Genomic DNA, 24,466 nt, shown 5'->3' with positions numbered 1-24,466 from the left:
TATTTTATTTTTGAGGAGAGTTAAAACTTATTATGAAAAATAAATCTTACAATAATCTTGTTATATTATCAATTGTTTTGCTAACTTTCTCCTTTATATTTTTTATCATTATTAAAGAAAATAGATTAAAGGAAAAAGAGTCATTTTTTCTAAAAAATATTACAATTAGTAACGATTCTATTAATATAAATAATTTAACTCCCTTACAAAAAGAGGTTTGGGATAAGTTTCAGCAGATTCCAAAAAGTGAATATAACTCTCGTTATGAAGAGATTGCTGAAAACAATAGAGTACTTTTAAATTTACGTTCTAAAGAAAATGTTGGAGCTTACATTTTAAAACAAGTTCTAAGTAGCGGAAACCTTTCTCCTAAGGCTGAGTTATTTATTTTAAATAAACTTAGAGTTTTAGATGCTACTTCTGGAAATATTGTAAACTCTATAAAATTAACTATGGAATACCTAAGCTTAGCTGAAGAGTTAAATTCTGAACCTGATATTGTTCGGGCTAAAATAGCTTTAAGCTCTATTTTTAATAGTTTAGGTGGTCATGAAATCTCTATAAAAATACTAAAAGATATTGATATTGAAAATAAAAACTTTCTTGATATTTCAAGAACTACTATCTCCTTGTATCTATATTTAGCTGAAAATTTTGGTTTTTTAAATAATACAAAAGAGGGATTTAAATATTTAAATAAAATCACACCTCTATTGGAAAATGAATGTGGAAATTTTAAAATAAATGTATTAATTTTAAAAAATCTACTTGAAGCTAGATTATATATAATTTCTGATAATAAAGAGGAAGCTTTAAAGTGTTTAAATACTGCTAATCCTTTACTTGATAACCTTGAAAAAGTTTTTTTTACTGATTTAGAAAATCTTCGTTTATTAACTATGGAAAACTATTATTTAAAATATGAGCCTAGTAAATTTTCGCCAGATGCTCTTAAAACTTTTATAAAAACTTCTAATTATTACGGAGATATTACATTTTTAAAAATTGCATTTAAACTTCTGTTTAAATATTACTATGAAGCCAATAACTTTGAAGAGTATACTAAGCTCACTAAGGATTATGATCAATATTTAAATAGAATTAACATTGCTAATAATAAGGTTTTTAGTATGTATCTTATTGAAAATTTAGAGCATGAACGTTTTGCTAAAGAAAACGAAAAGCTTTATAAAAATATAACTCTTTTAATTGTTGCTATGGTTTTAATTTTAGGTGCTGTATATAAACGTATGGTATACCTTGATAAAAAATCTAAAATTGATACTTTAACAACAATTGGAAATAGACTTGCTTTCAAAGAGGACCTAGAGAATTTAAAAGCTAATGATGAATACTCTATGTTGCTTTTTGATATAGATAATTTTAAAAAAATAAATGATACTTATGGACATGAATTCGGGGATGAAGTGTTATCAACTATTGGTAAAATTCTTAAAACCATTGAAAATAAAGAGATTTCAATATATAGAGTTGGTGGGGAAGAGTTTACTATTTTATTTACACACTTTAACGAAAATTTTGCTATGGAAAGTTGTGAATACATTAGAAAAAGTGTAGAAAACATCCATTGGAAACACCCAATTACTGTTACTATAAGTGGCGGTTTTTCCAAGGCTACGAAAAACACATATGCTGAGTGTGATAAAAGACTTTATAAAGCTAAAGGCTCTGGGAAAAACATGATTATATATCAAGATATAGATGAAGGAGATGTTAAATGATTTATCGATTGTTTGCCCTTGTTTTTTTTGTGCTTTTTAACTTTGCTTTTAGTGAAGTTTATACACCTTCTACAACTAAAGAGAAAGAGGAGTTTAGTAAATTACAAAAAGAAGAGATTATTATTGGTCTAATAAATGAACCTTTTTATAATTTAAGTTACCCTAATACTCCCTCTTTAAATGATACTGCTAAAAAGTTTTTAAAAGATTATATGCAATTAAATGTAGTTTTTAAAACTATTTCTTATAAAAATTTAGAGAGTGAAGTTGAAGCTGGCTCTATTGATGGAGTTGCACTAATTCCTAAAAATCAATTTTTTGATGATTTCCTTGATTTTAGTGATAGTATTTTTTCAGAAAAACTTTTTGTAATCTCTCAAAATACACCTATAAACTCTTTAGAAGATTTAAATGATAAAATTATTTATACTCCTTATATGGAGTCATATGTAAATATTCTCAATGCAGTTTTAGATAATAATGATCTTCACAGCTATTTTATACCTGTTGAAAACTTGTATAATTATAAAAGTAAACTTTTATTAACAACAAATCCAGTACTCTATAAACCTAATTATGGAATTAAAATCGGAAATTCTTCTGGGGTAACTATAGCTCTTTCTCATAAATATGTGAAACTTCTTCCATTTGTTAATAGTGCCCTTAAATCAGGTTATAGAGATATTTTTTTGAAAGAACTTCATAATTTAGAAAGTTCTATATCTTATAATAATTTTTATACCTCTTTAACGGAAGATGAAAAAAGATATCTTGAAAATCTTTCTCCCATTAAAGTAGCTTATGAAAATAGAACTGACTCTCTTGTTTCATATAAATCACAACTAAGTGGAAAATATCAAGGTATAGCTCCTAATATTTTTAAGGTTTTAAAAAATAATCTTAATATAGATTTTATTGATATTACTGATGATAGTTATAAAACTACTGATAATCTTAAAAATCATGAGTTTGATACAATGATTCTTTCTAAAACTCAAGAACGTAGTAAAGATTTTATATTTTCTAAAAAAATATATGACATTAAGATGTATGTTATTAATTTAGATAACAGTCCATCATCAAGTGGAACTATTGGAGTTTTAAGAAATAATGTAGAAGAGCATCTTGCTAGAAGATATGACGTAGATAGTAATATTACTATTTTTGATGATTTAGAAGCTATGGTTAAAGCATTAAATAGTGGTGAAATTGGAAATCTTCTTGTTACAAATAAAGAGGATTTTGATTCTAACAAATATAATATCATACCTTTTGAAACTATCCCTGTTAACTTAATGTTTAATAAGGAAAATGTAATTTTAAGAGATATTATAAATAAAGCTTTTCATCATTCAATCGATTTAAAAAACTTAGCTAATTTATCTGAACTTGAAAGAGATTTAGAAAATAAAAATATATATTTAAAAAATAAAGAGGTTCGTGATATTCTTGTACTTTTTTCCATACTTTTTATTTTTATAATTTTTGCTATTTCAATCTACTTGTATAAAGAGCGTTTAAATAAAAAAAATCTACTAAAAGATTCTTTAACAAACTTACCAAATAGATTTATTTTTGATAAATTTTGTCATGAAGAAAACTCTCTTATTGGTTCAACTTTTGTTATTGATTTAAATAATTTTAAAAATATAAATGACTCTTTAGGTCACGAGTTTGGAGATGTTATTTTAAAGGAGTTTGCTACTTTCCTAAAAAATAGCTTTATAGATTCATATATTTTTAGAATATCTGGAGATGAGTTCTATGGTTTCTCTTTTGAAAATCAAGAGCAAATTATTGAAAAGTTAAAAAAGTATAAAGAGTTCTGTCCAACACTTTTAAAATATAATATTACTTTTAATCTAGGTATAAGTCATAAATCATCAAGTATGACTTTAGCCACTAGCTTCAGATACTCAGACTTAGCTATGCTTGAAACTAAAAAGGAAAAAAGTAAATTCTTTAAAATTGCCGATGATAAGTTCATAAAAAAAATGGATCGAGAATCTTCACTACTTTCTTTATTAAAGGAGGATATTAAAGGAGTCTATGCTTTATTTCAACCTAAATATTGTATTAAAACCAATAAAATTATTGGAGCTGAATCTCTTGCTAGATATAGTTCATTAGAACTTGGACCAATAGGCCCCTTCGAATTTATACCTATAGCTGAAAAATATAATTTTATACATAAAGTTGACTACAAAATTGCTAAAGAGTCTATTGTTTTTGTCAAAGAACTTCTTGAGAGTGGTATATCTTTAAATAACTTTAGAATATCATTTAATATATCTATGAAAACTTTTAAACGGAATGATTTAATTACTATTATCTCTGGTTTACTTAGTTATTTTAAAGTTCCTGGAAAATATATTGAGATTGAAATAACTGAATCTATCTTTGTTTTAGATATGAAAGATTTAATAAGTAAATTAAAAGCACTAAAAGCTCTAGGTATCCAAATTTCTTTAGATGATTTTACTGCTGGACACTCAACTGCTGGTCTTTTACCACTTTTACCAATAGATATAGTTAAATTTGATAAATCACTTCTTGATTCTCTTGAAATTAATCAAGAAAAAGGAATGATTGTATATAAAAATTTAACATCACTAATAAAAGATCTGAATTTTAAAATTGTATCTGAAGGAGTTGAAACAAAAGAACAATTAGAATTTTTAGAATTTCTTAATGTTGATTATGTTCAAGGTTATTACTTTAGTAAACCTATTTCTAAAGAAGAATTTACTATGGAGGTAAGAAATCTATGATTTTTAAACTGATTTATCCTTTATTGATTGTTTTATTCTTTATCTCTACTTTTATCAATAAAAATAATCTTTTTAGTGATATAAACTCCTCTGTTGATAATTTTAACATTCGTTTTAATAAGGATATACAGATATTAAAAAATGAGATTGATTTTCTATATGTCACTAAAAAAAGTTTGCCTTTTGTTAATTATACTATTGATGACAATATAACATACTTTAATATAGAGGGAAATGGAGTTTATTTTAAAAATATAACTTCATATCCTGATCATTTTAATTTTTATAATTTAAAAGAAGCTAAGGAGAATTTGAATTCTAAATTTGATAACTCTCTTCTTTTTATTGTTTATAATAGTGTTGAGTCTTTTGCTAACAAAAGGCAGATTGTTTATTCTAATAATTTTTCCAAGGTTTGGGTAGATACATTAAAAAATGGTTCACTAATTTCAAATAGTTTTAAAAATAAAAGAAGTATCTCTAGAGATAATACTGAGTTTTCTCTTTATAATCTTTACACTGACAAAATCTACAACAAAGAGATGTTTACTATTATTTTTCCAGAATATGATTATTTTAATAACTCTCAAAGGTTAAAAGCTCTTTGGTATTTTGATTTTAATAGTAACTTTTTTGCTAAAAATACAATTATGTTAAAAAACACTTTAGACCTAGATGTTTCTATTATTGATGGAGATTACAAAACTGTTTACTCAACAAATGGAACTGAAATTAACTCTGTAACTGATATTAATAATTTTTATGTTTTTCCATTGGAAAAAACAAATTATAAAATCTTAGTTGAAAAGGAAAATATGTTTCAACTTATTAAAGCAAAAGAGATTTTCTTAATATTCTTTATTTTCTTTTTAGTCTTTTATATAAATAAAAAAGATAAACTAAAAAAAGAGTTACACTCTTTAAAAATGATAAATAAAATTAAAAGTGAACTGCTTTTAAGAGAACCATTAACATCCCTTTATAATAGATACTTTTTACAAGAGGAGATGGTTTTTCCTATTAATAATTGTGGTGTTGTTTTACTTGATATTGATCATTTTAAAAATATAAACGATACTTTTGGACATGATAAAGGTGACCACGTTCTTAAAGCTGTTAGTAACTGTATAAAGCTAGTTTCTATTGGAAGTGCTGATGCTTTCAGATGGGGTGGAGAGGAGTTTTTAATTATTTTTAAAGATACTGATAAAGAAACACTTTTAGATAAAGTTAATACTCTTCAAAATTTAATTAGAAATTTAAATATTGTTGATAATTATAAAATAACTGCATCTTTTGGAGTTATATACACTAATATTAAAGATAAATCATCTTTTTATTCAGCAGTTTCTAAAGCTGACAAAAATCTGTATACTGCTAAGAAAACTGGTAGAGATAAAGTAGTAGCCTTCTAAATTTAGAAGGCTACTTTTTTAAAATATATAACTAACTCCAGCTGTTACTTTCCATGATTCATTTTCTGAAAAGAAATATTTATATCCTGTATAAAAAGAAACTCCTGTAGTTGGATTTCCAATGGCTCCGTTAAGACCTAACTCTTGGGAGAAACTATTTTTATCTTTTAAATTACTATCTTCCTCTTGTTCTAAAACTCTTGCCTTATATTTAACTTCTTCATCTATCCTATTTAGCTCTTGTTTTACTCCTGCATTCATAGAAACGTCAACAATATTACTCTCTTGAAAATATTGTTTTCCAACTCCCATTCCTAAATACAATGTATTTAAAACCCCATTTAAATTATCTAAACTTACATTATAATTCCCATAATTTTCGTTGATACTTCTTTGAAATACAGCCATAGACTGTATTTTTCCCATGGGTTCAAAATATATTGAATCTATGTTTATCTTTTTAGAAACTTTTCCCATTCCACCAAAAAAATGGTTTTTCAGATTTGAATTTAAAGAATCATCTAAATTTTCACAGTTAAAACCTATGAGATCCTCACTATATTTTAAATAAGCTATATTTACTTTAGGATCTGTCTTCATTTTAGGAGTCTTAAAATTACTTTTTAAATTACTATCCATCTTTATATAACTCATAGTCCAGCCTGAATCTAGTTTTAGGTTTAGTGGATATCTTTTTCCAATAAATATTTTATTTTCATTTTTTTCAAAACCACTTAAAAGTTGAAAAATTAAGATAAAACATAGAAAAAAACTCTTCACCACTTATCCCCCTTCTTAATTCTTTTTTTATTTATACTAAAAGCTTTTTATTTTACCTTTTGATTTTTTATCTATTCTAAATTTTTTTAAAAAGAAATTTTTAATTTTTCACGAATATAATAATGACGAAAACGTATTTATGGGAGGTTTGTTCTATGGGATTATTTTCATGGATTATTTTAGGACTTTTATCTGGAGCATTAGCTAGACTTATGATGCCAGAGGTATATACAGCTGGGCTTATTGCAACTACAGTTCTTGGAATTGTAGGAGCTTTAGTAGGTGGATTTATAGGTAGTCTTCTTGGAATAGGATCTGTTAGTGGTCTTAACCTTGGAAGTATCTTTTTATCTGTAATTGGTGCTTTTGTTGTTCTGTTCCTATTTATAAAATTTAGAGGAAGATAAAATAAGGGGGTTACATGGTAAATATAACTATTGATGGGAAAAATTATTCAGTTAATGAAAAACTATCTCTTTTAGAGACTTTACAATCTCTAGAATTAGAGATTCCAACTTTCTGTAGAGATAACCGATCTGAAGAAAAACTTGGGATTTGTGGAATGTGTGCTGTTTCAATTGATGGAACTGTTACAAAGAGTTGTAAAACTCTCCCTACTGAAGGTATGGTTATAGATACCAAAGCCCCTGAAGTTATTGACAATCGAAAGAAACTACTTCAAAAATATATAGATAATCATCATGTTAACTGTCTTGTTTGCCAAAAATCTGGGCAGTGTAAACTTCAAGAATATTGCTATAAATATGGAGTTGATAAAACTATTCCTAATAGTTTAAATCTACTTCCAATAGATGATTCAAATCCATTTTTTATAATAGATCCCAATAAATGTATTGGGTGTGGAAAGTGTGCTCAAATTTGTAGAAATCTTCAATGTAACCACGCTTTAAAACTTAAAACTACAGATGGAAAAATTCATACTTGGGCTAATAAAGCGGACAATATCAATAGTTCAACTTGCGTTTCTTGTGGAAACTGCGTAAGCTTTTGCCCAACTGCAGGACTTCTTCCAAAGTATAAACATCAGTTTAGACACTGGGAGACTAAAACAGTTAAAACAACTTGTGGTTACTGCGGTGTAGGATGCCAAATTAACTTTGAAGTTAAAGATAATGTTATAGTTGAATCTCATCCTATCTTAGTTAAACCAAATGTTGGTTTACTTTGTGTAAAAGGAAAATTTGGATTTTCATATGTAAATCATCCTGATCGTTTAACTCATCCTCTTATTAAAGAGAATGGTGTTTTTAGAAAGGCTACTTGGGATGAAGCACTTTCTTTAATAGCTAAAAAGTTAGAAGAAACTAAAAATAGATATGGTGGTGAAGCTATTGGAGCTTTCTCATCTGGAAAATGTACAAATGAAGAGAACTACCTATTCCAGAAATTCTTTAGAGGAGTTATGAAAACTAATAACATAGATCACTGTTCAAGACTTTGTCATAGTTCATCCTCTGCAGCTCTAGGAAAAACTTTAGGTTATGGAGCTATGTCTAACAGTGTTCATGAAGGTTTTGAATCTAAAGTTGTTTTAATTAGTGGTGAAAATTTAAGAGAAACTCACCCTGTTTTAGGAGCTAAGGTTAAGCACTCTGTACAAAATGGTGCTAAACTTATAATTATAGATATTAGAGATATTGATCTTTCTGAAATTGCAGATGTATTTTTAAAGATAAATCCTGGAACTGATATAGCTTTAATTAACGCTATGGTCAATGTTATTATTTCAGAAAATCTTTATAACAAAGAGTATATAGATGACAATACTGAAGGTTTTGAAGCACTTAAAGAGAGTGTAAAAGACTACACTCCTGAGTATGCTGAGAAGATTTGTGGAGTTTTAAAAGAGGATATTGTTAAAGCTGCTCGAATATATTCTAGTGATGTGGCTACAACATATTTGGGAATGGGAAATACTCAACACATAAACGGTTCTGATAATGTAACAGCTCTTTCAAATCTAGCTTTAATCTGTGGTAACGTTGGAAAAGAAAGAGGTGGAGTAAATCCTTTAAGAGGACAAAACAATGCTCAAGGAGCTTGTGATATGGGAGCATTCCCAGAGATATATTCAGGATATCAAAAAGTTGATGATCCAAAATCTAAAGAAAAGATGGAAAAGTTCTGGAATGTAGAACATCTTTCACCTTTTGCTGGAGTAACTGTTGTAGAGATGATAGATAAAATAGCTAAAAATGAGATGAAGTTTTTATATGTCATGGGTGAAAATCCACTTATGACTGACCCTAACTTAAAACATGTTAGAAGTGCTCTTAAAAACTTAGATCTCTTTGTTGTTCAAGATATATTTTTAACAGAGACAGCGGCAATGGCTGATATTGTTTTACCAGCTACATGTTTTGCTGAAAAAGTTGGAACTTTTACTAATACTGGTAGAAGAATTCAAAGAGTTAGACAAGTTGTTACACCTCCAGGTGAGGTTAAAATGGACTTAGATATAATTTTAGAACTTATGGATAGAATGGGATATAAACAAGTAAATCGAACTCCTGAAACTATCTTTAATGAACTTTGTGAAGTTACACCTCTTTATAATGGATTTAATTATTCTATTTTAGAAGAGGAGGGTGTTCAATGGCCTCTTATTGATGGAAAAGGAACTGAATTTTTATACCAGGATCTTTCAAATTTAAAGAAAAAGTTTTCACTTATCCCTGTAGAATTAGTTAATTCTATAGAGGTTATAAACGATGAGTATCCTTACTATCTTTCAACAGGAAGGGTTCTTTATCAATATCATACTAGATCTATGAGTGGTAGAGTTGAGGGATTAAATGAAAAGTGTCCTGAACCTTACGCTGAGATGAACTCCAATCTTTTAGAGAAAATTTCTAAAAAAGATGGTGATGTTATAACTATAAAATCTCGTCGTGGAGAGATTACTTTAAAAATAAAAGAGCGTGATGGAGTTAAAGATGGTGTAGTTTTTGTACCATTCCATTTCTCAAGTGCATTGGTTAATGAACTTACTGCTAGCGAGTTTTTAGAGCCTATCTCTAAAACTCCAGAATATAAAATTTGCCCTGTTAAATTAATTTAAAATAAAAGAAAAGAGATTAAGGTTTCTGACCAGGCTTTGATCTCTTTTCTATTTTTTTGAAAAAATTTGAAGGAATCGTTCTTTTTATTTAGTATACTTGAGCCAGATTGACTTAATTAAAAATTCTTTTTAAGGAGGTATCATATATGGACATTTTTGCAGATTATATTCGCTCTAATGTTTTAATTGCACTTTTCCTATCCATAGGTATTGGTTATGCTTTAGGAAAAATTAAAATTGGAAAGTTTCAACTCGGTGGAATTGCCGGTAGTTTAATCGTTGCTGTTATTATTGGACAACTTGGTTTTAATGTTCCAGGTATTTTAAAAACAGCTTTCTTTGCTTTATTTATCTATGCTTGTGGTTATGAAGGTGGACCTAAATTTTTCGGAGCTTTAAATAATAAAGCTTCTATGAAATTTGTAATTTCATCATTTTTCATGACTGTTGTTGGACTTTTATGTGTTCTTATTTGTGCGTACTATTTTGATTTAGATAGAGGGCTAGCGGCTGGACTAGCGGCTGGTGGTTTAACTCAATCAGCTATTATTGGTACTGCAGGGAACTCTATTGGAAACTTGGGATTAAGTCCTGAATTAACTAAGCAACTTCAAACAAATGTTGCTGTAGGTTACTCTGTTACATATATTTTTGGTACTTTAGGACCTGTTCTTATGGTTGGAACTATCCTTCCTCTTATTATGAAATGGGATCTTAGAAAGTCGGCTATTGAACTTGAAAAATCTCAATCTAAAGGAATTGTTTTAGGTGAAAACGAGTTTTTGGCTCTTGAAAAAGTTTCTTCGAGAATTTATGAGATAACTAAAGACTCTAAATATGTTGGAAAAACAGCTAGAGAGTTAGAGGAAGATTTTAAAGAAAAAATTTTTCTTTTAGATGTTTCTCAAAATGGTTCATCTATAAAAGTAGATAACTATGATAACTACATTTTTCAAGAAAATGACTGGGTTGTAATCGGTGGGAAAACAAAAGCACTTCTTAGTTTAGATGGTGTTTTAGGAACTGAGATTTTTGATTGTACTAAGTTTTCAACTACTACAACTGAATATAAAAAATCCATTATTTTCCACTATAAAAAATTTGCTGGAAAAACAATTGAAGAGATAAAAACTCTTTTACCACCTGCTGCTACTCTTGGTTTTATTGTAGCTCAAGTTTATAGAGAAAATGAGGAGCTTCCTTTAAAACCTGACTTTAAATTTGAACTTGGAGATGAAGTTATTTTAACTGGTAGAAAGCAAAATATAGATAGTTCTTTTAAACTTTTAGGTTATGCTACTCCTAGTAAAAATGTTGTTGATTATATAACTTTCTCAATTGGTATGATTTTAGGTATCATTATTGGAGAAATTACTCTACCTGTTGCCGGTATTCCTATATCTCTAGGAACTGGTGGAGGATGTCTTTTCTCAGGTCTTATTTTTGGATGGTTGAAAAGTAGATATCCAAAAGTTGGAGGAATAGACACTGGTACAGTTTCTTTCCTTAAAGTTTTTGGACTAGTTGTTTTCGTTGTAATTGTTGGTTTAAATGCTGGTAAAAGTGCTCTCGTTACCATTGAACAATATGGTATGACACTATTCTGGCTTGGTGTTTTTGTAACTATGGTTCCACAGGTTATTACATTCCTATTTGACTACTTTATCTTAAAAATTAAAAATCCAGTTGATTCAGTGGCAATTATAGCTGGAGGTAGAAGTGCTAACCCAGCTTATGCTGAAGTTCTTAGAAAAACTCAAAATTCAACTCCAGTACTACCCTTCTCAGTTGGATATGCTGTGGCAAATGTATTTTTAACTATGTGGGGACCTGTTATTGTTGGTATTATAACTAAAAATTAATTGGAGGTATTATTATGAAAGAGTTAAGCCCATTTGAGCTAAAAGATCAACTTATTAAACTAGCTGACGAGGCTTTTAAAGGTGAAGTTTTAAATGCAGGTAGAGGAAACCCAAACTTTTTAGCTACTCTTCCTCGTAGAGTTTTTAACTTAATTGGAAAGTTTGCCATTGAAGAATCTGAAGTTTCATACTCATATCTTCACAATCATATTGGTGGATTTCCTAAAAAGGAGGGAATCTATACTAGATTTTTAATATTTTTAAGAAAAGAGCAATGTTCTGCTGAAGCAAATGGAATTTTAACATATTTATCATATATAGAGGATCAAATTGGTTTAAATATAGATGAAGTTTTAATGGAGTTTGTTGAAGCTTACTTAGGAAGTCACTATCCTACTCCACCCAAAATGCTAGTAAACACAGAGATTATTGTAAAAAAATATCTAACTAAAGAGATGTGTCAAAATAAATTAGATTGTGATTTTGATGTTTTTGCAACTGAGGGTGGAACTGCTGCAATGTTTTATATTTTTAACTCTTTAGCTACAAATAAACTTATTAAACCAAAAGATAAAATAGCTATTGTTACACCTATATTTACACCATATTTAGAAATTCCTAAATTATCTGAATATGACTTAGATATTGTTGAATTACAACTTGATCCAAAATCTGATTGGCAACTGCCTGCATCTGAGCTTGAAAAACTTAAAGACCCTAGTATAAAACTACTATGTCTTGTTAATCCAAGTAATCCACCATCAACAAAATTAAGTACTGAAACTCTTTTAAACTTAAAAAAATTAGTTGATGAGGATAGACCTGATTTAATGATTATAACTGATGATGTATACGGAACATTTAGCGACAACTTTGTTTCATGTTTTGGAGTAATTCCTAAAAATACACTTTTAGTTTACTCATTCTCTAAATATTTCGGAGCTACAGGATGGAGACTAGGTACCATCTCTATCTCTCACGATAGTATTTTTGATGAGCTTTTAAAAACAGCTGATGATGATGTAAATAATAGATATACTATAATAACACCAACTCCTAAAACACTGTCATTTATTGATAGAATTGTTGCTGATAGTAGAGCTGTGGGATTAAATCATACTGCAGGTATATCTACTCCTCAACAACTACAGATGGCCTTATTTGCTTTAAACTCTTTAGTTGATTTAAACTCATACTATAAGAACTCTTGTAAGGCTCTTATTAGAAATAGATGTAAACTTCTTTACTCATCTTTAGGAGCTCATTTTGAAGATGACGAAAATGTTGTAAGCTACTATACTCTTATAAATGTAGCAGATATAGCCCTTGAACTTTTCGATGAAAAGTTTGCACAGTGGTTTAAAGATAACAATAAAATAAATGATTTCCTATTTGCTTTAGCTAAGGAAACTGGTGTTGTGTTACTTCCTGGAAAAGGATTTGGAGATACACATCCAACTTTAAGAGTTTCTCTAGCAAACTTAAAAGAGTATCAATATGAAGCTATTGGTAAAAAGACTAAGCAGATATTAAAAGAGTTCCATACTCAGTATGAAAGTTCTAAATAGTAAAAAAGACTAGAGTATACTCTAGTCTCCCTATATTATAAGCTGTAGATACCTATTGTATCTGCAGCTTTTTTCAATGCCTTCTCTTTTTTCTTAGCTTCTATCTCCACATCAAACTCTTTAAAAAGCCAGATATATTTTTTTATATCCTCCTCTGAGATATAATCACTATGAGATTTATCATCTACCAAGTCTTTTCCACTAGATATATGAGCTAAAGGCTTTTTATCTATCCATGTTTTTTTTATTTTTTCTAAATCGTAGTTCTCATCCTTTGTGACTCTAGCATGGTGTACATCTAAAACCATTGGTACATCTATTTTTTCACATAGTTCTAACACTTCATTTGCTTTATAATAATGACAGTTTTCTAAAACTAATATGCTCTTTGTATAACTATCTAATTTTTTATATGTTTCTATAAACTTTTCTATCCCATCTTTTTTTCCTATATGAAGAACTAAATCACTTATCCCTGCAAGTTTTGCAAACTGTACTTGGCTTTCTAATATTTTCAAAGAGTTTTCTATAACTTTTTCACTATCACTATTTAAAACTACAAATTGATCTGGATGAATTATGAGCCTTATTTTAGAACTATACTCTTTTATGAGTTTTAGTTTTTCTAAAATATCTCTGTCCTCTCTCCAATTCCAGAGATCAGGATATGGTATTACAGATGATGAAACTCTATAGATATAGTTATTTTTTAAGCAAAACTTTATACACTCTAAAGTGTAATCTAAATTAAATAGTGCCGCTTCTTTAACTTTTTCCAAGTTAAAATTTTTAAGTGCATTAACACCCTTTTTCATGCCTTTTCCATCTAACATACAAACAAGCCCTAGCATTTTATCACCATCCTTTGACAGTTTTATACTAGGGCTTGCTATTAAATCTTTTTTCTATTAAAATCTATATCCTAAATCTATGGCAATGGAATCTCTAGTTCCCCATGTAGTTTCTACCATTAGAGTTATATTATTTCTCAGCTGAATAAATACCCCTGCTGCTGGAGATATTTCATCTAATTCTAAATCTATAGTTGCATTTAAATCTCCAATTCCAGCCTTAACTTGTGTTCCCATAAGCTGATAAGCTCCTCCAAAATATGGTGTTATATTAGTTATAAATGTATCTTTTGGTTTAAAGCTATAACCTAATCTAGCATTGGCCATTTCAGCTTTTTTCTTAGCCAATCCATCTTTCATATGAATCTCACTATAAGTATACTGAACCATTCCAAAAATATTTCTATATTCTCCAGCTAAAATACCTCCTATACCATAAATATCTCCCTCTGTTTTAAACTTCCCGTTTAATTTTATTTTTTCTAAATGGTTGTTTATTTTATCTTCGTAGCCACCTATTATTCCATCTATAAAATTATTTCCTGTTCCTGGTATTCCTATTTTAGGATTTCCAGCTCTCATATCTACATTCGCTTCTAATTGTCCATAAATTCCATAGACAGACAAAAATGGCAATACAAAGTAATCAACCTTAATTCCTTTAACTTTAGCTTTTACTTCTATAGAATCTGGATTTACAATTTCCAAATCTACCTCATTGTTTCCAATGGGAATTTTTTTTATGTTTATATCAATGTTGCTTATTTTCCCAGCCTCTGTTTGAGTTACTCCTAATCCCGATATACCCCAACGATTCATAGGATATGGAATTCCATTCCAATACTCCTGCGCTAAAACCAGTTGTGGTAGCAAAAATAATAATCCCGTTGTTCTTTTCATGCATTCTCCCTTAATTTCTACTTTTCATTTTAAACCCATTTAAACCCTTTTTATTGTATCACAATTACCCTTTCTCAATGGTTATTTATTTTTTAAAATAAAAAAAAGAAATTCTAAAGTATCTCAGAATAAATGGTTAGAAAATAAAATTATTTAAATAGGAGGTTGTAAAATGGGAATTTTAACATGGATCATCCTTGGTATTTTAGCTGGTGCTCTAGCTAAGTTCATCATGCCTGGTGATCAAGGTGGCGGAATAATTGCCACTATGATACTTGGTATCGTTGGAGCCTTCGTTGGAGGATTTTTAGGTAGTATTATCGGTATTGGTTCTGTTCATGGATTAAATATTGGTAGTATCTTTACTGCAGCTTTTGGAGCCATTGTAGTTTTATGGCTTTTCAATAAATTCAGATAAACAAAAGAAGAGAGATTTCGGCCCCTTCCCCGAAATCTCTCTTTTTTTAATTTAAGATTATTAATCTACATAGTCCCAATTATATTTAAAAACCATCCTGTAGTTTTATAGTCCTGTTCTCCCAAAGAGTCCTTGAATCCAGAGAAGTTATATCCCCCTCCTAGCTTCATGTTTCTATCTATATTTTTATAAACTCCAAAGATAGCTCCACTTAGAACGTCCTCATTAGCACGGTCTACTAACCACTGATACTGTCCAAAAACTTCCCAACTATTCATTACACTATAATTAGCCTTAAACCCTAACATATAAAGATCATTTAAATACTTATTTTTCTCACGTCTATACCCATTTTTCATAGATATATCAAGGGATCTTGTAAAGGAGTAGATTGTTTCAAACTCCCCTATGTGAGCACTAAAATCCTTATTAGTTTTACTATCCTTATCCAATATCACTGTATATCTCGATAAATAGTTTAACCTATCATTGTCTATAGGTCTATAAGCAAGTCCCATACTACTCTCTAAATAACTAGTTTTAAAACTATCATCTGTAAATGAATAATTGACTTTCCCTGCAAAAGTATACTCTTTGTTATATCTATATGTAAAAGAGTTCGTTGTTAAATACTGCTCTATATCTTCTGAACCTTTGTCTTCTCTATATTCAACTCTGTTTCTTAAAGTTAAACTCTCTAATTCAGCTCTTAAATATAGGGAACCTCCTCTTCTACGACTTCTCTCATCATTTGGTAAAATTAACTCACCATGTTGAATCGATCCACCTAAAGTTACTCCTCTTCTCAAATCGTAATCTATACCATACCCTTGAAGAGTAGCATTTTTACCTCTCTCTTTTACAAACTGATTCTCTTGGTAGATACTAGTTCTCTCTCCAACTCTAGCTCTTTGACCAACAGTATATCTATCTCTAGATATCTCTCCATCTGAACTATACCCTGAATAGATATTATAGTTATCGAAAAGTTGATAATCTCCTCCAAGCTCAAAATAGTTTCCTGAATCTCCAAAAGAGGTTCTACCATTAACTTTTAATCTATCGTTTATTCTTTTTTCAGCTCCTAAAGACAGTGCATTACTAAGTCCAGCTTTTATCTCACTATATAGTTTTGTACTTTCATTTAAAATATACTCCAGCTTAGCACTAGTTACTGTCCCTGTTTCTCTTTTCTCTCCCCACTTCATCTGATCTACATATTGAAATTTTAAATAGCTTTTTAGATTTTCAGAGTGACTATATTTTAATTCACTTCCAAAAGTTTCTAAAAATCTATCGTCTAAATCTGAAGCAAAAGAGTATCCACGCTCTTTTCTTTCGTACCAAGCTTTCAATTCAGCCTCTTCTAAAAGTTTTAAAGCTCCTGTAATTCTGTAGGCATTTCCAGATATTTTACTATCATCTCTATCTACCTCTTGGAAAGTTAATCCTCCATCAAAAGACAAATAGTTACTTATATTTGAAACTCCAGAACTAGTACTAAACTCACCTTTTATATAGTTTCCTTTTTCATCTTTTAACTTAACCTCTACACCCTTTAAATCGTAGTCTGTTTTCCCACGACTTTCATGGACAGCAGTTACTCCTACACTTAGATTTTCATTTATATCTTTTACAGTTTTTACACCGTAATTTGATGAATCTACAACCTCTCCATCTTTAGGAAGATAACTATAATCAACTACTAAATATGCATAATAATCTGCTGAGCTTCCACCACTTAAAGGTGTTGTAAGTATAACTCTTCCTATAAAAGGATCAATCTCATAATCTCTTCCCTCTTGTAAGTAGATTACTTTTTCAACAACATAGGTATCTGCATCAACAATTTTTATCCAAACTTTTTGGCTACCTTTTAGTACTTCACCATTTTTTAGAAAGTATAAACTTCCACCAGTTCCTAAAAACTCATCATGACCATACATAGTATTTGGAGTACTCATAAAGACTTTTACATTTATATCCTCCTCTTTGTACTCACCTTTAAATCCATATAACTCTTTGTTATAATCCATAAACTTTGTTCCTACAAAACCAGTTTCATAGTTACCCCACATTAGGTATGATTTTTTATGCTCTAACTTTAGATAAAGTTTTCCATTTGTATTTACCTCTTTTCTAATTTTAGAGTCATCTCCATACGTTGGATAATAAACATAGTCATCATCTGTAACTCTTTCTAAAAGTGTCTGATTTTTTTTATCCTTAGTATCAAAATGTAGTGTTAACTTATAGTCTCCATAGCTACCCTTACCAAAATATGTAGCCCTCGGTTTATCGCTATCTTTTCCTATATACGCATCCACTAATCCTGTTCCCATATATGTATATTTTTTCTCAGATTCTTTTTCCTCTGTCTTCTCCTCTTCCTCTATACCTTTTTGAACTATAAAGTTAAATTTTGTTAAAGAGTATGGAGTTATTCTTTTTACAAGAGGGTTTTCACTTTTTATTACACTTCCCTTGGGCAAACTACTTTCATCAAGTTTTACTGTAAAATTTTCACCAAAAGCTTTATCTACCCACTGATCTGGAAGATGGAATCTACCAAACTCGTCAGCTTGAACCACAACTCCACTTGGAGTATAAACAACTGCATAAGGTATTCCCTTATCTGTTGCCTCATCTATTACTTTACCTATTATAGTAGCTGTATTTAAAAGAGAATCTCCCTTTACATCAACACTTGTTTCACCTATATTTGATATCTTACTATTTCTATTGGCTACATAACTTTGGAAAATATTTTTTCCCATATTAGCTCCAACAGTTGCTTTCATATAGAAAGTTTTACTATATTTTTCTCCTGGTTTTAAACTAAATTTTTGAAACTCCTCATCTAAATATCTAAAACCTTTTGGAGTGGTATTTTTTAAACTTAGATTTTCGTAACTCTCTTTATCTAAATTTTCCACATTAACAGTAAATCCTACAACCTCTCCAAGCTTTATCTCACTCTTTGTAGAACTTAAACGAACTCTAACTCCCTGCTCCACCTTCTCATCTTCTGAATACTCAGATAGTGGTTTTAAATAGATTGTTTGATCATCATTTGTTCCACCAGCTATTTTAGCTTTACTTTCAATAACTCCAATAGCACTACTATCTATATCAGCTTCAACTAAAAACTCTATAGTTACTCCAGGCCCTATATCAACCTTTGTATTTAAATCCTCTCTTCCTGATATCTCATTTTTTAAATATGTATGCTTTTTAAATCTACTCGATTCATCCTTAGCCCCTAAATACGTTACCTTCCAATTGGAGAAAGCTCTTCCATAACGCTTCCCCTCTTTCTCAGTTGTAACTTCAGAAAGTATGTCCTCTATAGGAATAGAACGACCATATCCATCACCTTTATTTTTGATAGTAAGCATGTATTTAAGTTTATCTCCTGGTTTATATATACCATTTTCAGGTTCTAAAAGAGTCTTTTCTCCACTTATAGAACCTCCAACACTTCCTAGTTCATCGGTAGTTTTACCCATTCCATTGACAACAAAATTCATTCCACTTAAGGTTCCAATAGCTTTGTCTGAAACTATCCCTGTTATCTCAAAAGTTATACTACTTTTAGGAGCAAAATCTACATTCTTTTTTATGTAACTTCCTGTATCTCCCATCTTAGATGTTATTACTGTTCTTGGGTCACTGCTTTTTACACTTATATTTATTCCCTCTAAAACTTTCTCTTTAACATCTGATCCAGCTACTAAAGCTTTTATCTCATCAAGATTACTTTCAACACTTAGATTATCTAAAAATCCCTCTCCTATGTTTTTTAAAGTAGCCTCATAAGTTACCATATCACCTGGTTTATATTTCACTCCACTAGTTACTATTTTTCCATTTACACTCTTTAAACTACTTGAAAACTCTAGCTTTCCAGGCAGTGACTTAACTTCACTCTCTTTTATATCTTCACCATAAATAGACTTCATATGTATACTATCAAAAATACTATTTTTAGTGATTCCTTTAAAGCTATATTTTATCTCCTGTCCTGGATATATAACTGGAGTCTTCTCAATTGGTAAGTCATTCTTAAAGGCATTTACTTTTTTGTTTTCAACTCCAGAAGCTGAAACTAATGCTTCATCTACATTTAATTTGTATTTTTGTTCATATGCAGTTCCATAACCTTTATTTTTCAATGTGATAGTATAACTAATCTCTTCACCAGCTTTATAACTCTCTTTTGAAACTTTTAAACTATGAACTACATCACTTTTTTCCATCTTTGCAATAGTACTATGCTTAATAATATTTCCCACTGCTTCTTTAGATATTTTTCCTCTTACTTTGTACTCTATAAAACCTCCTGGTAATATATTTAAAACATCCTCTCCTTCTGAAGTTTCATCTACTATTAAACCCTTTTCTCGAGATATTTTTTTATCACTAGATGAAAAAGCTAAAATCTCTTTTCCATTTATAGATTTTGTTTTTAAATAATCTATATTACTATTAAATCTATAGTTATTTAAAATTCCAAGACCTATATTTTCAACTTTAAATAGATATTCTATATAACCTTCTGATGTATATCCCTTTAGTTTTTTATTTCCACTTTTATCTAAATAGCTCTCTACTTGGTAAGTTATCTTAGGATCTGAACTATGTGATGAAATTTTATTATTGACCGTATGACTATCAATCAATAATTTTGATTCTATATCACTAACACTAAAATCATCTACATATACACTATATTTTTTTATAATCTTTTTGCCCTTTCCCAAAGCAATTATATCTTTTAAACTAGTCTCATTTTTAGGAAAAGCTTTAATAATCTCGCCCTTCCAGTTTACCACTTCACTTTTATCCACTAAAAACTCTAAAGGAATATTACTACTATTTCCTTTTCCACTATTTTTTATCTCTATCTCATATGTGTACTCTTTTCCAGGAGAGTACTTTTCACTATTTAAAAACTTTACATCTAATTTATACGGCTCACTTTTAGTAACTAAACCTTTATATTCAATATTACCTAAAATATTCTCATTTATTTTACCTTTAATCTCATAGATTAAACTTTCTCCAAAAGGGATATCCATCTCATTTTGAACATTTTCTCTATTACTTTTAACCTCTATATTTGAAAGTAATAGCTCTTTTTTTCCATTTAAAGTAGGTACTAAAATTTTATCTATACTCTCATCTAATTTGAAGTTATTCAAATATCCTGGCCCATCAGGTTCAACTACTACTTTATACTTTATGTAGTCTCCAGGAGAGTAAGTTTTTAAATCTACCTCTCTTTTTACTCTAGGTTTTGAACCTAAAACTTCCCCTTTATATGTTCTTTTTTCTAAAAGTTGATTATCCTCATAAATTGTAACTATATTTTTTATCTCTTGAGATAAAAGTCTTGGATTTGGTGTAACTACAATCTCATATTTTATACTCTCTTCTGGAAGCAACTCTACAATCTTATCATCTAAAAGATCTTTATCTCCTGTACTAATTTTTTCACCATTTTTATATATCTCCCAAGAAGTAAACGCCTCTCCTTCAACATCTAAAAAACCTTCACCACTATTGGCTAACTGCCCTCTAATTTTTGTTAAATCATTCACTATCTGAATATCTCTTTTCGAACTATTTTCATAGTTTGAAATTACAATATCATATGTAAAGGTCTTTAGTGGGTTAATCTCCCTACCATAGAGAGTCTCTAGTAAGACTATTAAAGTTATTAAAATTTTTAGTAAAAATAGTAGCTTTCTCACTCTCTCCTCCTTCACAATTTTATGTCTTTATTATAACATTTTTGAATGGTAATAATAAAATAAAAAACTAGGAGAATTTGCACTCCTAGTTTTTCTGATATGTATATTTATTTACTAATTTATTTATTTTTTCTTTTTACAGTTGCTAAATGAGCATTTACAGGAATATTTGAACTATCAAGTCCTGGAGTTTGATTATGTAAATTAAACTCTACCTCAACTTGAGGTCCAAAGAATAGACAATGAGTTGATCCACCAAAGTGGAACATTCCTAATTCTTGACCTTTTGTAATATGTTGTCCTTCAAAAACACGTACGTCACATGTTGAAACTTCAGCCATTCCAACAGCCATAAAACAGAATAAACCTATATCTGGATTATCCGCTTCAATAAAAATTAGAGCACGTGTTGCAACTTCACAGATATAACCTTGTGATTCATTTGGTCCTGCTGGATCAAGTCCTACACTAAGTGCTTGAGAATAATATGTTCCATCAATAATTTTTGTTTTTACAACTTTTCCAGAAATTGGTGCATGCCAACGATGGTAGCTAAGAGCACTTAAAAATGCTTGATAAACAGTTCCACCAACAAAGTTTTCAGTCAACGGATCGTTATCTAACATAAATTTTAATGCATAAGGTTGTGCTTTTATCCAAAACTTATCATATAGTTGAACATTATTAACTACTCTGTATGGAGCAGATTCACATGCATTTATAACAATAGAATCATCTTCAGGCATAGCAATCGGTCTAACTCCCTCTCTGAAACGACGTGTGAAAAAGTCATCCCATGATGTGAAACCATGATGAGGTAAATTTGGATCGCAAATGAAGTCATCAACAAATGTTGGCATTGCTTTTTTAGCATCTTCTCCAAACCAACCTGTTTTAGGATCATCATTTAAAACATGAGCACTTTCTGGTGAAGAAAGATATATAGCCCACTCATCTAAAATAGTTTTAAGATGTGAGTTAATCTTTTCATCTAAAAATCCTGCCCAACCACCAGTTGTAGCCATAGACCAATCTAAGATAGCGTTAAAAGGAAAACCTACAAGTCCAGTTTCGTCAAACTCCGGAGAATGAGTCATAATTACATTAAAAAGAGATAACATATGCTGATAATCACGAACTTGAGGCAAATTAGCTGGTGATTTTGTTTTACTTTTTGCAACTTGATCAAACATTTGAGTAAAAAACATATAAGCTTTTGGATTTGTTTCAATAAAATTTTTAAAATTTTCAATAACAGGTAATAGCGGTCCAGTTTGCTTATCTGCCTTTTCCATAATTTTTTTCATCCAAGCAACTAATGTTTCTTGATCTGAAGGCATCCATTTTCCTACCATGAATGTTTTATCAATTGGTTTAATATTTTTTTCCATTTTAACACTCTCCTTAATTTAAATTATAAAAAGAAAAAAATCTCTATATAATCTATTCTACAAATATTTTTTTATTTTCCTTGTAATTTTTAAAAAGCAAAAAGCACAGAGTTTAATCTGTGCTTTCCACTAATTCACTTTAATATATATTTTAGGAAAAATTATTAGGCTGTTTTTACTTTTCTTCTATTTTCAAGTACATCAAAGAAGATTTGAAGCATAAATATAGCTGCTAGTGAGAAACTTAAAGCGCTTCCTACAACTCCAACTGCTTGAAGTAAAATTAGTGCTAAAAGCTGAATACCTAAGTATTTAACTCCTATCATCCATACTGAGAATAATGGAAATGCTACTTCACCATCATTTGTAATCTCTCTTTTAATATCCTCTTTATCCCAGATAAATCCAACGAATACACAAAGAAGTAATCCACCCATTGGTAATAAGATATTGTCTGTTAAGTATCCTAAGAAATCAAAGAAGTTTAATCCAAAGAACACTTTTAACTCTGCTAAAGGTCCAAAAGAGTGTGAGTTTGGAATTGCAAAAGCAGCAATTAAACCACTTACTAAAATTGTAGCTTTCTTTCTATCTAACTTCATCTGATCCACAACAAATGATACAACAACCTCTAATAATGAGATAGTTGATGTAAGAGCTGCAAACAGTACTAATACGAAGAAGATAATTCCAAATAGATTACCCATTGGCATTGATGCAAATACTTTTGGTAAAGTTATAAAGATTAATCCTGGTCCAGCTGTTGGCTCAAGTCCAAATGAAAATACTGCTGGAAGGATAGCAAGTCCTGCAAGTAAAGCTATTAGTGTATCTAGCACAGGTATACAAAGAGCACTTTTAACTAGGTTAGTATCCTTTGGAAGGTAACTACCATAAGTTATCATAGCACCCATACCTAAACTTAGTGAGAAGAAAACCTGTCCTAAAGCTGCTATTACAACAGTAGGAGTAATCTGTGAGAAATCAGGTTTTAGGAAATATTTAATTCCTTCCATTGCATTTGGAAGAGTTACTGATCTTGCAACTATGATCAACATAAATACAAATAGAATTGGCATCATTATTTTACTTGCTTTTTCAATTCCACCAGATACACCTTTTAAAACGATTAATGCCGTTACTACAACAATAACAAAGCTATATATAATTGGTGAAGTTCCAGAAGAGATAAAATTCCCAAATGTTGTTACTGGGTCCTCTGTAAGTCCACCTCTAATAAACATACCGATATATTTTACAATCCATCCAGCGATTACAACGTAGTATGAATAGATAATAAAACAACATAAAATTCCAAAGATTCCAATGAATCCCCAACCTTTTTTAATATTATTATATGAACCAAAGGCATCAGACTTTCCTCTTCTACCTATTGCCATCTCACCTAACATAAGAGAAAAACCTAGTATTACTATTAGAGATAAATAGACAATTACAAATGCTCCTCCTCCATTCTTTCCTGCTAAGTAAGGAAACTTCCATAAATTTCCAAGCCCTATAGCTGATCCTGCCGCCGCTAAAACAAATCCAACACTTGATCCCCAATTACCTCTTTCGTTACTCATAGTTCTTCACCGTCCCTTTTGAAAATTATTTTTTATTTTCAAGAATAATAACACATCTAAAATTAAAATACAATAGTTTTTTTACATTTTTTTAGTACTATTGTCTATTGTAAAAGAACTTTAATAAATTAAAAGACTTTCGTACTAATTTTTAAGACAAGTTTACAAAGTTTTTACAATTGACACTTTGCCTAAATTTATAGTATACTGTTCTTAGTAAAACGGAGCCTAAGGCCGATGGCGAAGATGTTTGTAATATATTTGTGTTGTGATGCTGCCATAACAATACGCTTATTAATTCATATTTAAAATTTTTAAGTAAGATAATTTAAGCTATTTAGGCA

General features: G+C 29.6%; 14 protein-coding genes. 8 read left to right on the top strand and 6 right to left on the bottom strand.

The genetic code is table 11. The features are described 5' to 3' along the window. Positions 1–32: 32 nt before the first annotated feature. Genes MKD34_RS00665 through MKD34_RS00655 form a run of 3 tightly spaced genes read left to right on the top strand, consistent with a single transcriptional unit; the run spans position 33 to position 5,928 of the window. Entirely contained in the window at positions 33–1,742 is a 1,710-nt protein-coding gene (locus MKD34_RS00665) for a GGDEF domain-containing protein (RefSeq protein ID WP_240219230.1), read from the top strand. Beyond that, a complete protein-coding gene (locus tag MKD34_RS00660; protein ID WP_240219229.1) occupies positions 1,739–4,513 on the top strand; it encodes an EAL domain-containing protein in 2,775 nt (924 codons plus the stop codon). The genes MKD34_RS00665 and MKD34_RS00660 overlap by 4 nt, the downstream gene beginning before the upstream one ends. Next, on the top strand, positions 4,510–5,928 hold the full coding sequence (locus MKD34_RS00655) for a GGDEF domain-containing protein (RefSeq protein WP_240219228.1): 1,419 nt from the start codon (positions 4,510–4,512) through the stop codon (positions 5,926–5,928). Before MKD34_RS00660 ends, MKD34_RS00655 begins: the two co-directional genes overlap by 4 nt. A gap of 18 nt (positions 5,929–5,946) precedes the next feature. Here the strand turns inward: MKD34_RS00655 and MKD34_RS00650 are convergent, their stop codons facing one another. Continuing rightward, positions 5,947–6,708 (bottom strand): autotransporter domain-containing protein, encoded by a 762-nt coding sequence (locus MKD34_RS00650; protein ID WP_240219227.1) that lies wholly within the window; start codon positions 6,706–6,708, stop codon positions 5,947–5,949. Positions 6,709–6,863: 155 nt separating this feature from the next. Here MKD34_RS00650 and MKD34_RS00645 point away from each other — a divergent pair, with 155 nt between their 5' ends. The 4 genes from MKD34_RS00645 (at position 6,864) to MKD34_RS00630 (ending at position 13,220) form a co-directional block, all read left to right on the top strand. Further along, the gene (locus MKD34_RS00645; protein ID WP_240219226.1) at positions 6,864–7,115 is read left to right on the top strand and encodes a GlsB/YeaQ/YmgE family stress response membrane protein; all 252 of its coding nucleotides are present in this window, start codon (positions 6,864–6,866) and stop codon (positions 7,113–7,115) included. 14 nt (positions 7,116–7,129) lie between these two features. Beyond that, entirely contained in the window at positions 7,130–9,790 is a 2,661-nt protein-coding gene (gene fdhF / locus MKD34_RS00640) for a formate dehydrogenase subunit alpha (RefSeq protein WP_240219225.1), read from the top strand. A 146-nt stretch (positions 9,791–9,936) separates the two neighbouring features. Further along, positions 9,937–11,652, top strand: coding sequence for an aspartate-alanine antiporter (gene aspT / locus MKD34_RS00635; protein WP_240219224.1), 1,716 nt, complete (start codon positions 9,937–9,939; stop codon positions 11,650–11,652). A 14-nt stretch (positions 11,653–11,666) separates the two neighbouring features. Further along, on the top strand, positions 11,667–13,220 hold the full coding sequence (locus MKD34_RS00630; protein WP_240219223.1) for a bifunctional aspartate transaminase/aspartate 4-decarboxylase: 1,554 nt from the start codon (positions 11,667–11,669) through the stop codon (positions 13,218–13,220). A 35-nt stretch (positions 13,221–13,255) separates the two neighbouring features. On the opposite strand, the gene MKD34_RS00625 is transcribed toward MKD34_RS00630, so the two are convergent. Then, positions 13,256–14,071: an apurinic/apyrimidinic endonuclease family protein gene (locus tag MKD34_RS00625; protein WP_240219222.1), complete on the bottom strand. Its 816-nt coding sequence runs from the start codon at positions 14,069–14,071 to the stop codon at positions 13,256–13,258. Positions 14,072–14,128: 57 nt separating this feature from the next. Beyond that, entirely contained in the window at positions 14,129–14,971 is an 843-nt protein-coding gene (locus MKD34_RS00620; protein ID WP_240219221.1) for a hypothetical protein, read from the bottom strand. 172 nt (positions 14,972–15,143) lie between these two features. Between MKD34_RS00620 and MKD34_RS00615 the strand changes: the two genes are divergently transcribed. Continuing rightward, entirely contained in the window at positions 15,144–15,389 is a 246-nt protein-coding gene (locus MKD34_RS00615) for a GlsB/YeaQ/YmgE family stress response membrane protein (RefSeq protein WP_240219220.1), read from the top strand. A 65-nt stretch (positions 15,390–15,454) separates the two neighbouring features. Here the strand turns inward: MKD34_RS00615 and MKD34_RS00610 are convergent, their stop codons facing one another. The 3 genes from MKD34_RS00610 to MKD34_RS00600 form a co-directional block, all read right to left on the bottom strand. Then, positions 15,455–21,145: a hypothetical protein gene (locus tag MKD34_RS00610; RefSeq protein WP_240219219.1), complete on the bottom strand. Its 5,691-nt coding sequence runs from the start codon at positions 21,143–21,145 to the stop codon at positions 15,455–15,457. Between the two features lie 119 nt (positions 21,146–21,264). Then, positions 21,265–22,536 (bottom strand): phosphatidylserine decarboxylase family protein, encoded by a 1,272-nt coding sequence (locus tag MKD34_RS00605; RefSeq protein WP_240219218.1) that lies wholly within the window; start codon positions 22,534–22,536, stop codon positions 21,265–21,267. Positions 22,537–22,700: 164 nt separating this feature from the next. Beyond that, a complete protein-coding gene (locus tag MKD34_RS00600; protein ID WP_240219217.1) occupies positions 22,701–24,122 on the bottom strand; it encodes a sodium-dependent transporter in 1,422 nt (473 codons plus the stop codon). Between the last annotated feature and the right edge of the window lie 344 nt (positions 24,123–24,466).

It is taken from the genome of Cetobacterium somerae, assembly GCF_022430525.1.
In the GTDB taxonomy this organism is placed as follows: Bacteria; Fusobacteriota; Fusobacteriia; order Fusobacteriales; family Fusobacteriaceae; genus Cetobacterium_A.
Note: the sequence above shows the minus strand (reverse complement) of the source record. Positions and strands in the feature narration are given on the sequence as shown.

Excerpts from the sequence above, each read along its gene's own strand:
- MKD34_RS00665 (WP_240219230.1), top strand. The coding sequence starts at position 33 with ATGAAAAATAAATCTTACAATAATCTTGTTATATTATCAATTGTTTTG.
- MKD34_RS00660 (WP_240219229.1), top strand. The coding sequence starts at position 1,739 with ATGATTTATCGATTGTTTGCCCTTGTTTTTTTTGTGCTTTTTAACTTT.
- MKD34_RS00655 (WP_240219228.1), top strand. The coding sequence starts at position 4,510 with ATGATTTTTAAACTGATTTATCCTTTATTGATTGTTTTATTCTTTATC.
- MKD34_RS00645 (WP_240219226.1), top strand. The coding sequence starts at position 6,864 with ATGGGATTATTTTCATGGATTATTTTAGGACTTTTATCTGGAGCATTA.
- fdhF (WP_240219225.1), top strand. The coding sequence starts at position 7,130 with ATGGTAAATATAACTATTGATGGGAAAAATTATTCAGTTAATGAAAAA.
- aspT (WP_240219224.1), top strand. The coding sequence starts at position 9,937 with ATGGACATTTTTGCAGATTATATTCGCTCTAATGTTTTAATTGCACTT.
- MKD34_RS00630 (WP_240219223.1), top strand. The coding sequence starts at position 11,667 with ATGAAAGAGTTAAGCCCATTTGAGCTAAAAGATCAACTTATTAAACTA.
- MKD34_RS00625 (WP_240219222.1), bottom strand. The coding sequence starts at position 14,071 with ATGCTAGGGCTTGTTTGTATGTTAGATGGAAAAGGCATGAAAAAGGGT.
- MKD34_RS00620 (WP_240219221.1), bottom strand. The coding sequence starts at position 14,971 with ATGAAAAGAACAACGGGATTATTATTTTTGCTACCACAACTGGTTTTA.
- MKD34_RS00615 (WP_240219220.1), top strand. The coding sequence starts at position 15,144 with ATGGGAATTTTAACATGGATCATCCTTGGTATTTTAGCTGGTGCTCTA.
- MKD34_RS00605 (WP_240219218.1), bottom strand. The coding sequence starts at position 22,536 with ATGGAAAAAAATATTAAACCAATTGATAAAACATTCATGGTAGGAAAA.
- MKD34_RS00600 (WP_240219217.1), bottom strand. The coding sequence starts at position 24,122 with ATGAGTAACGAAAGAGGTAATTGGGGATCAAGTGTTGGATTTGTTTTA.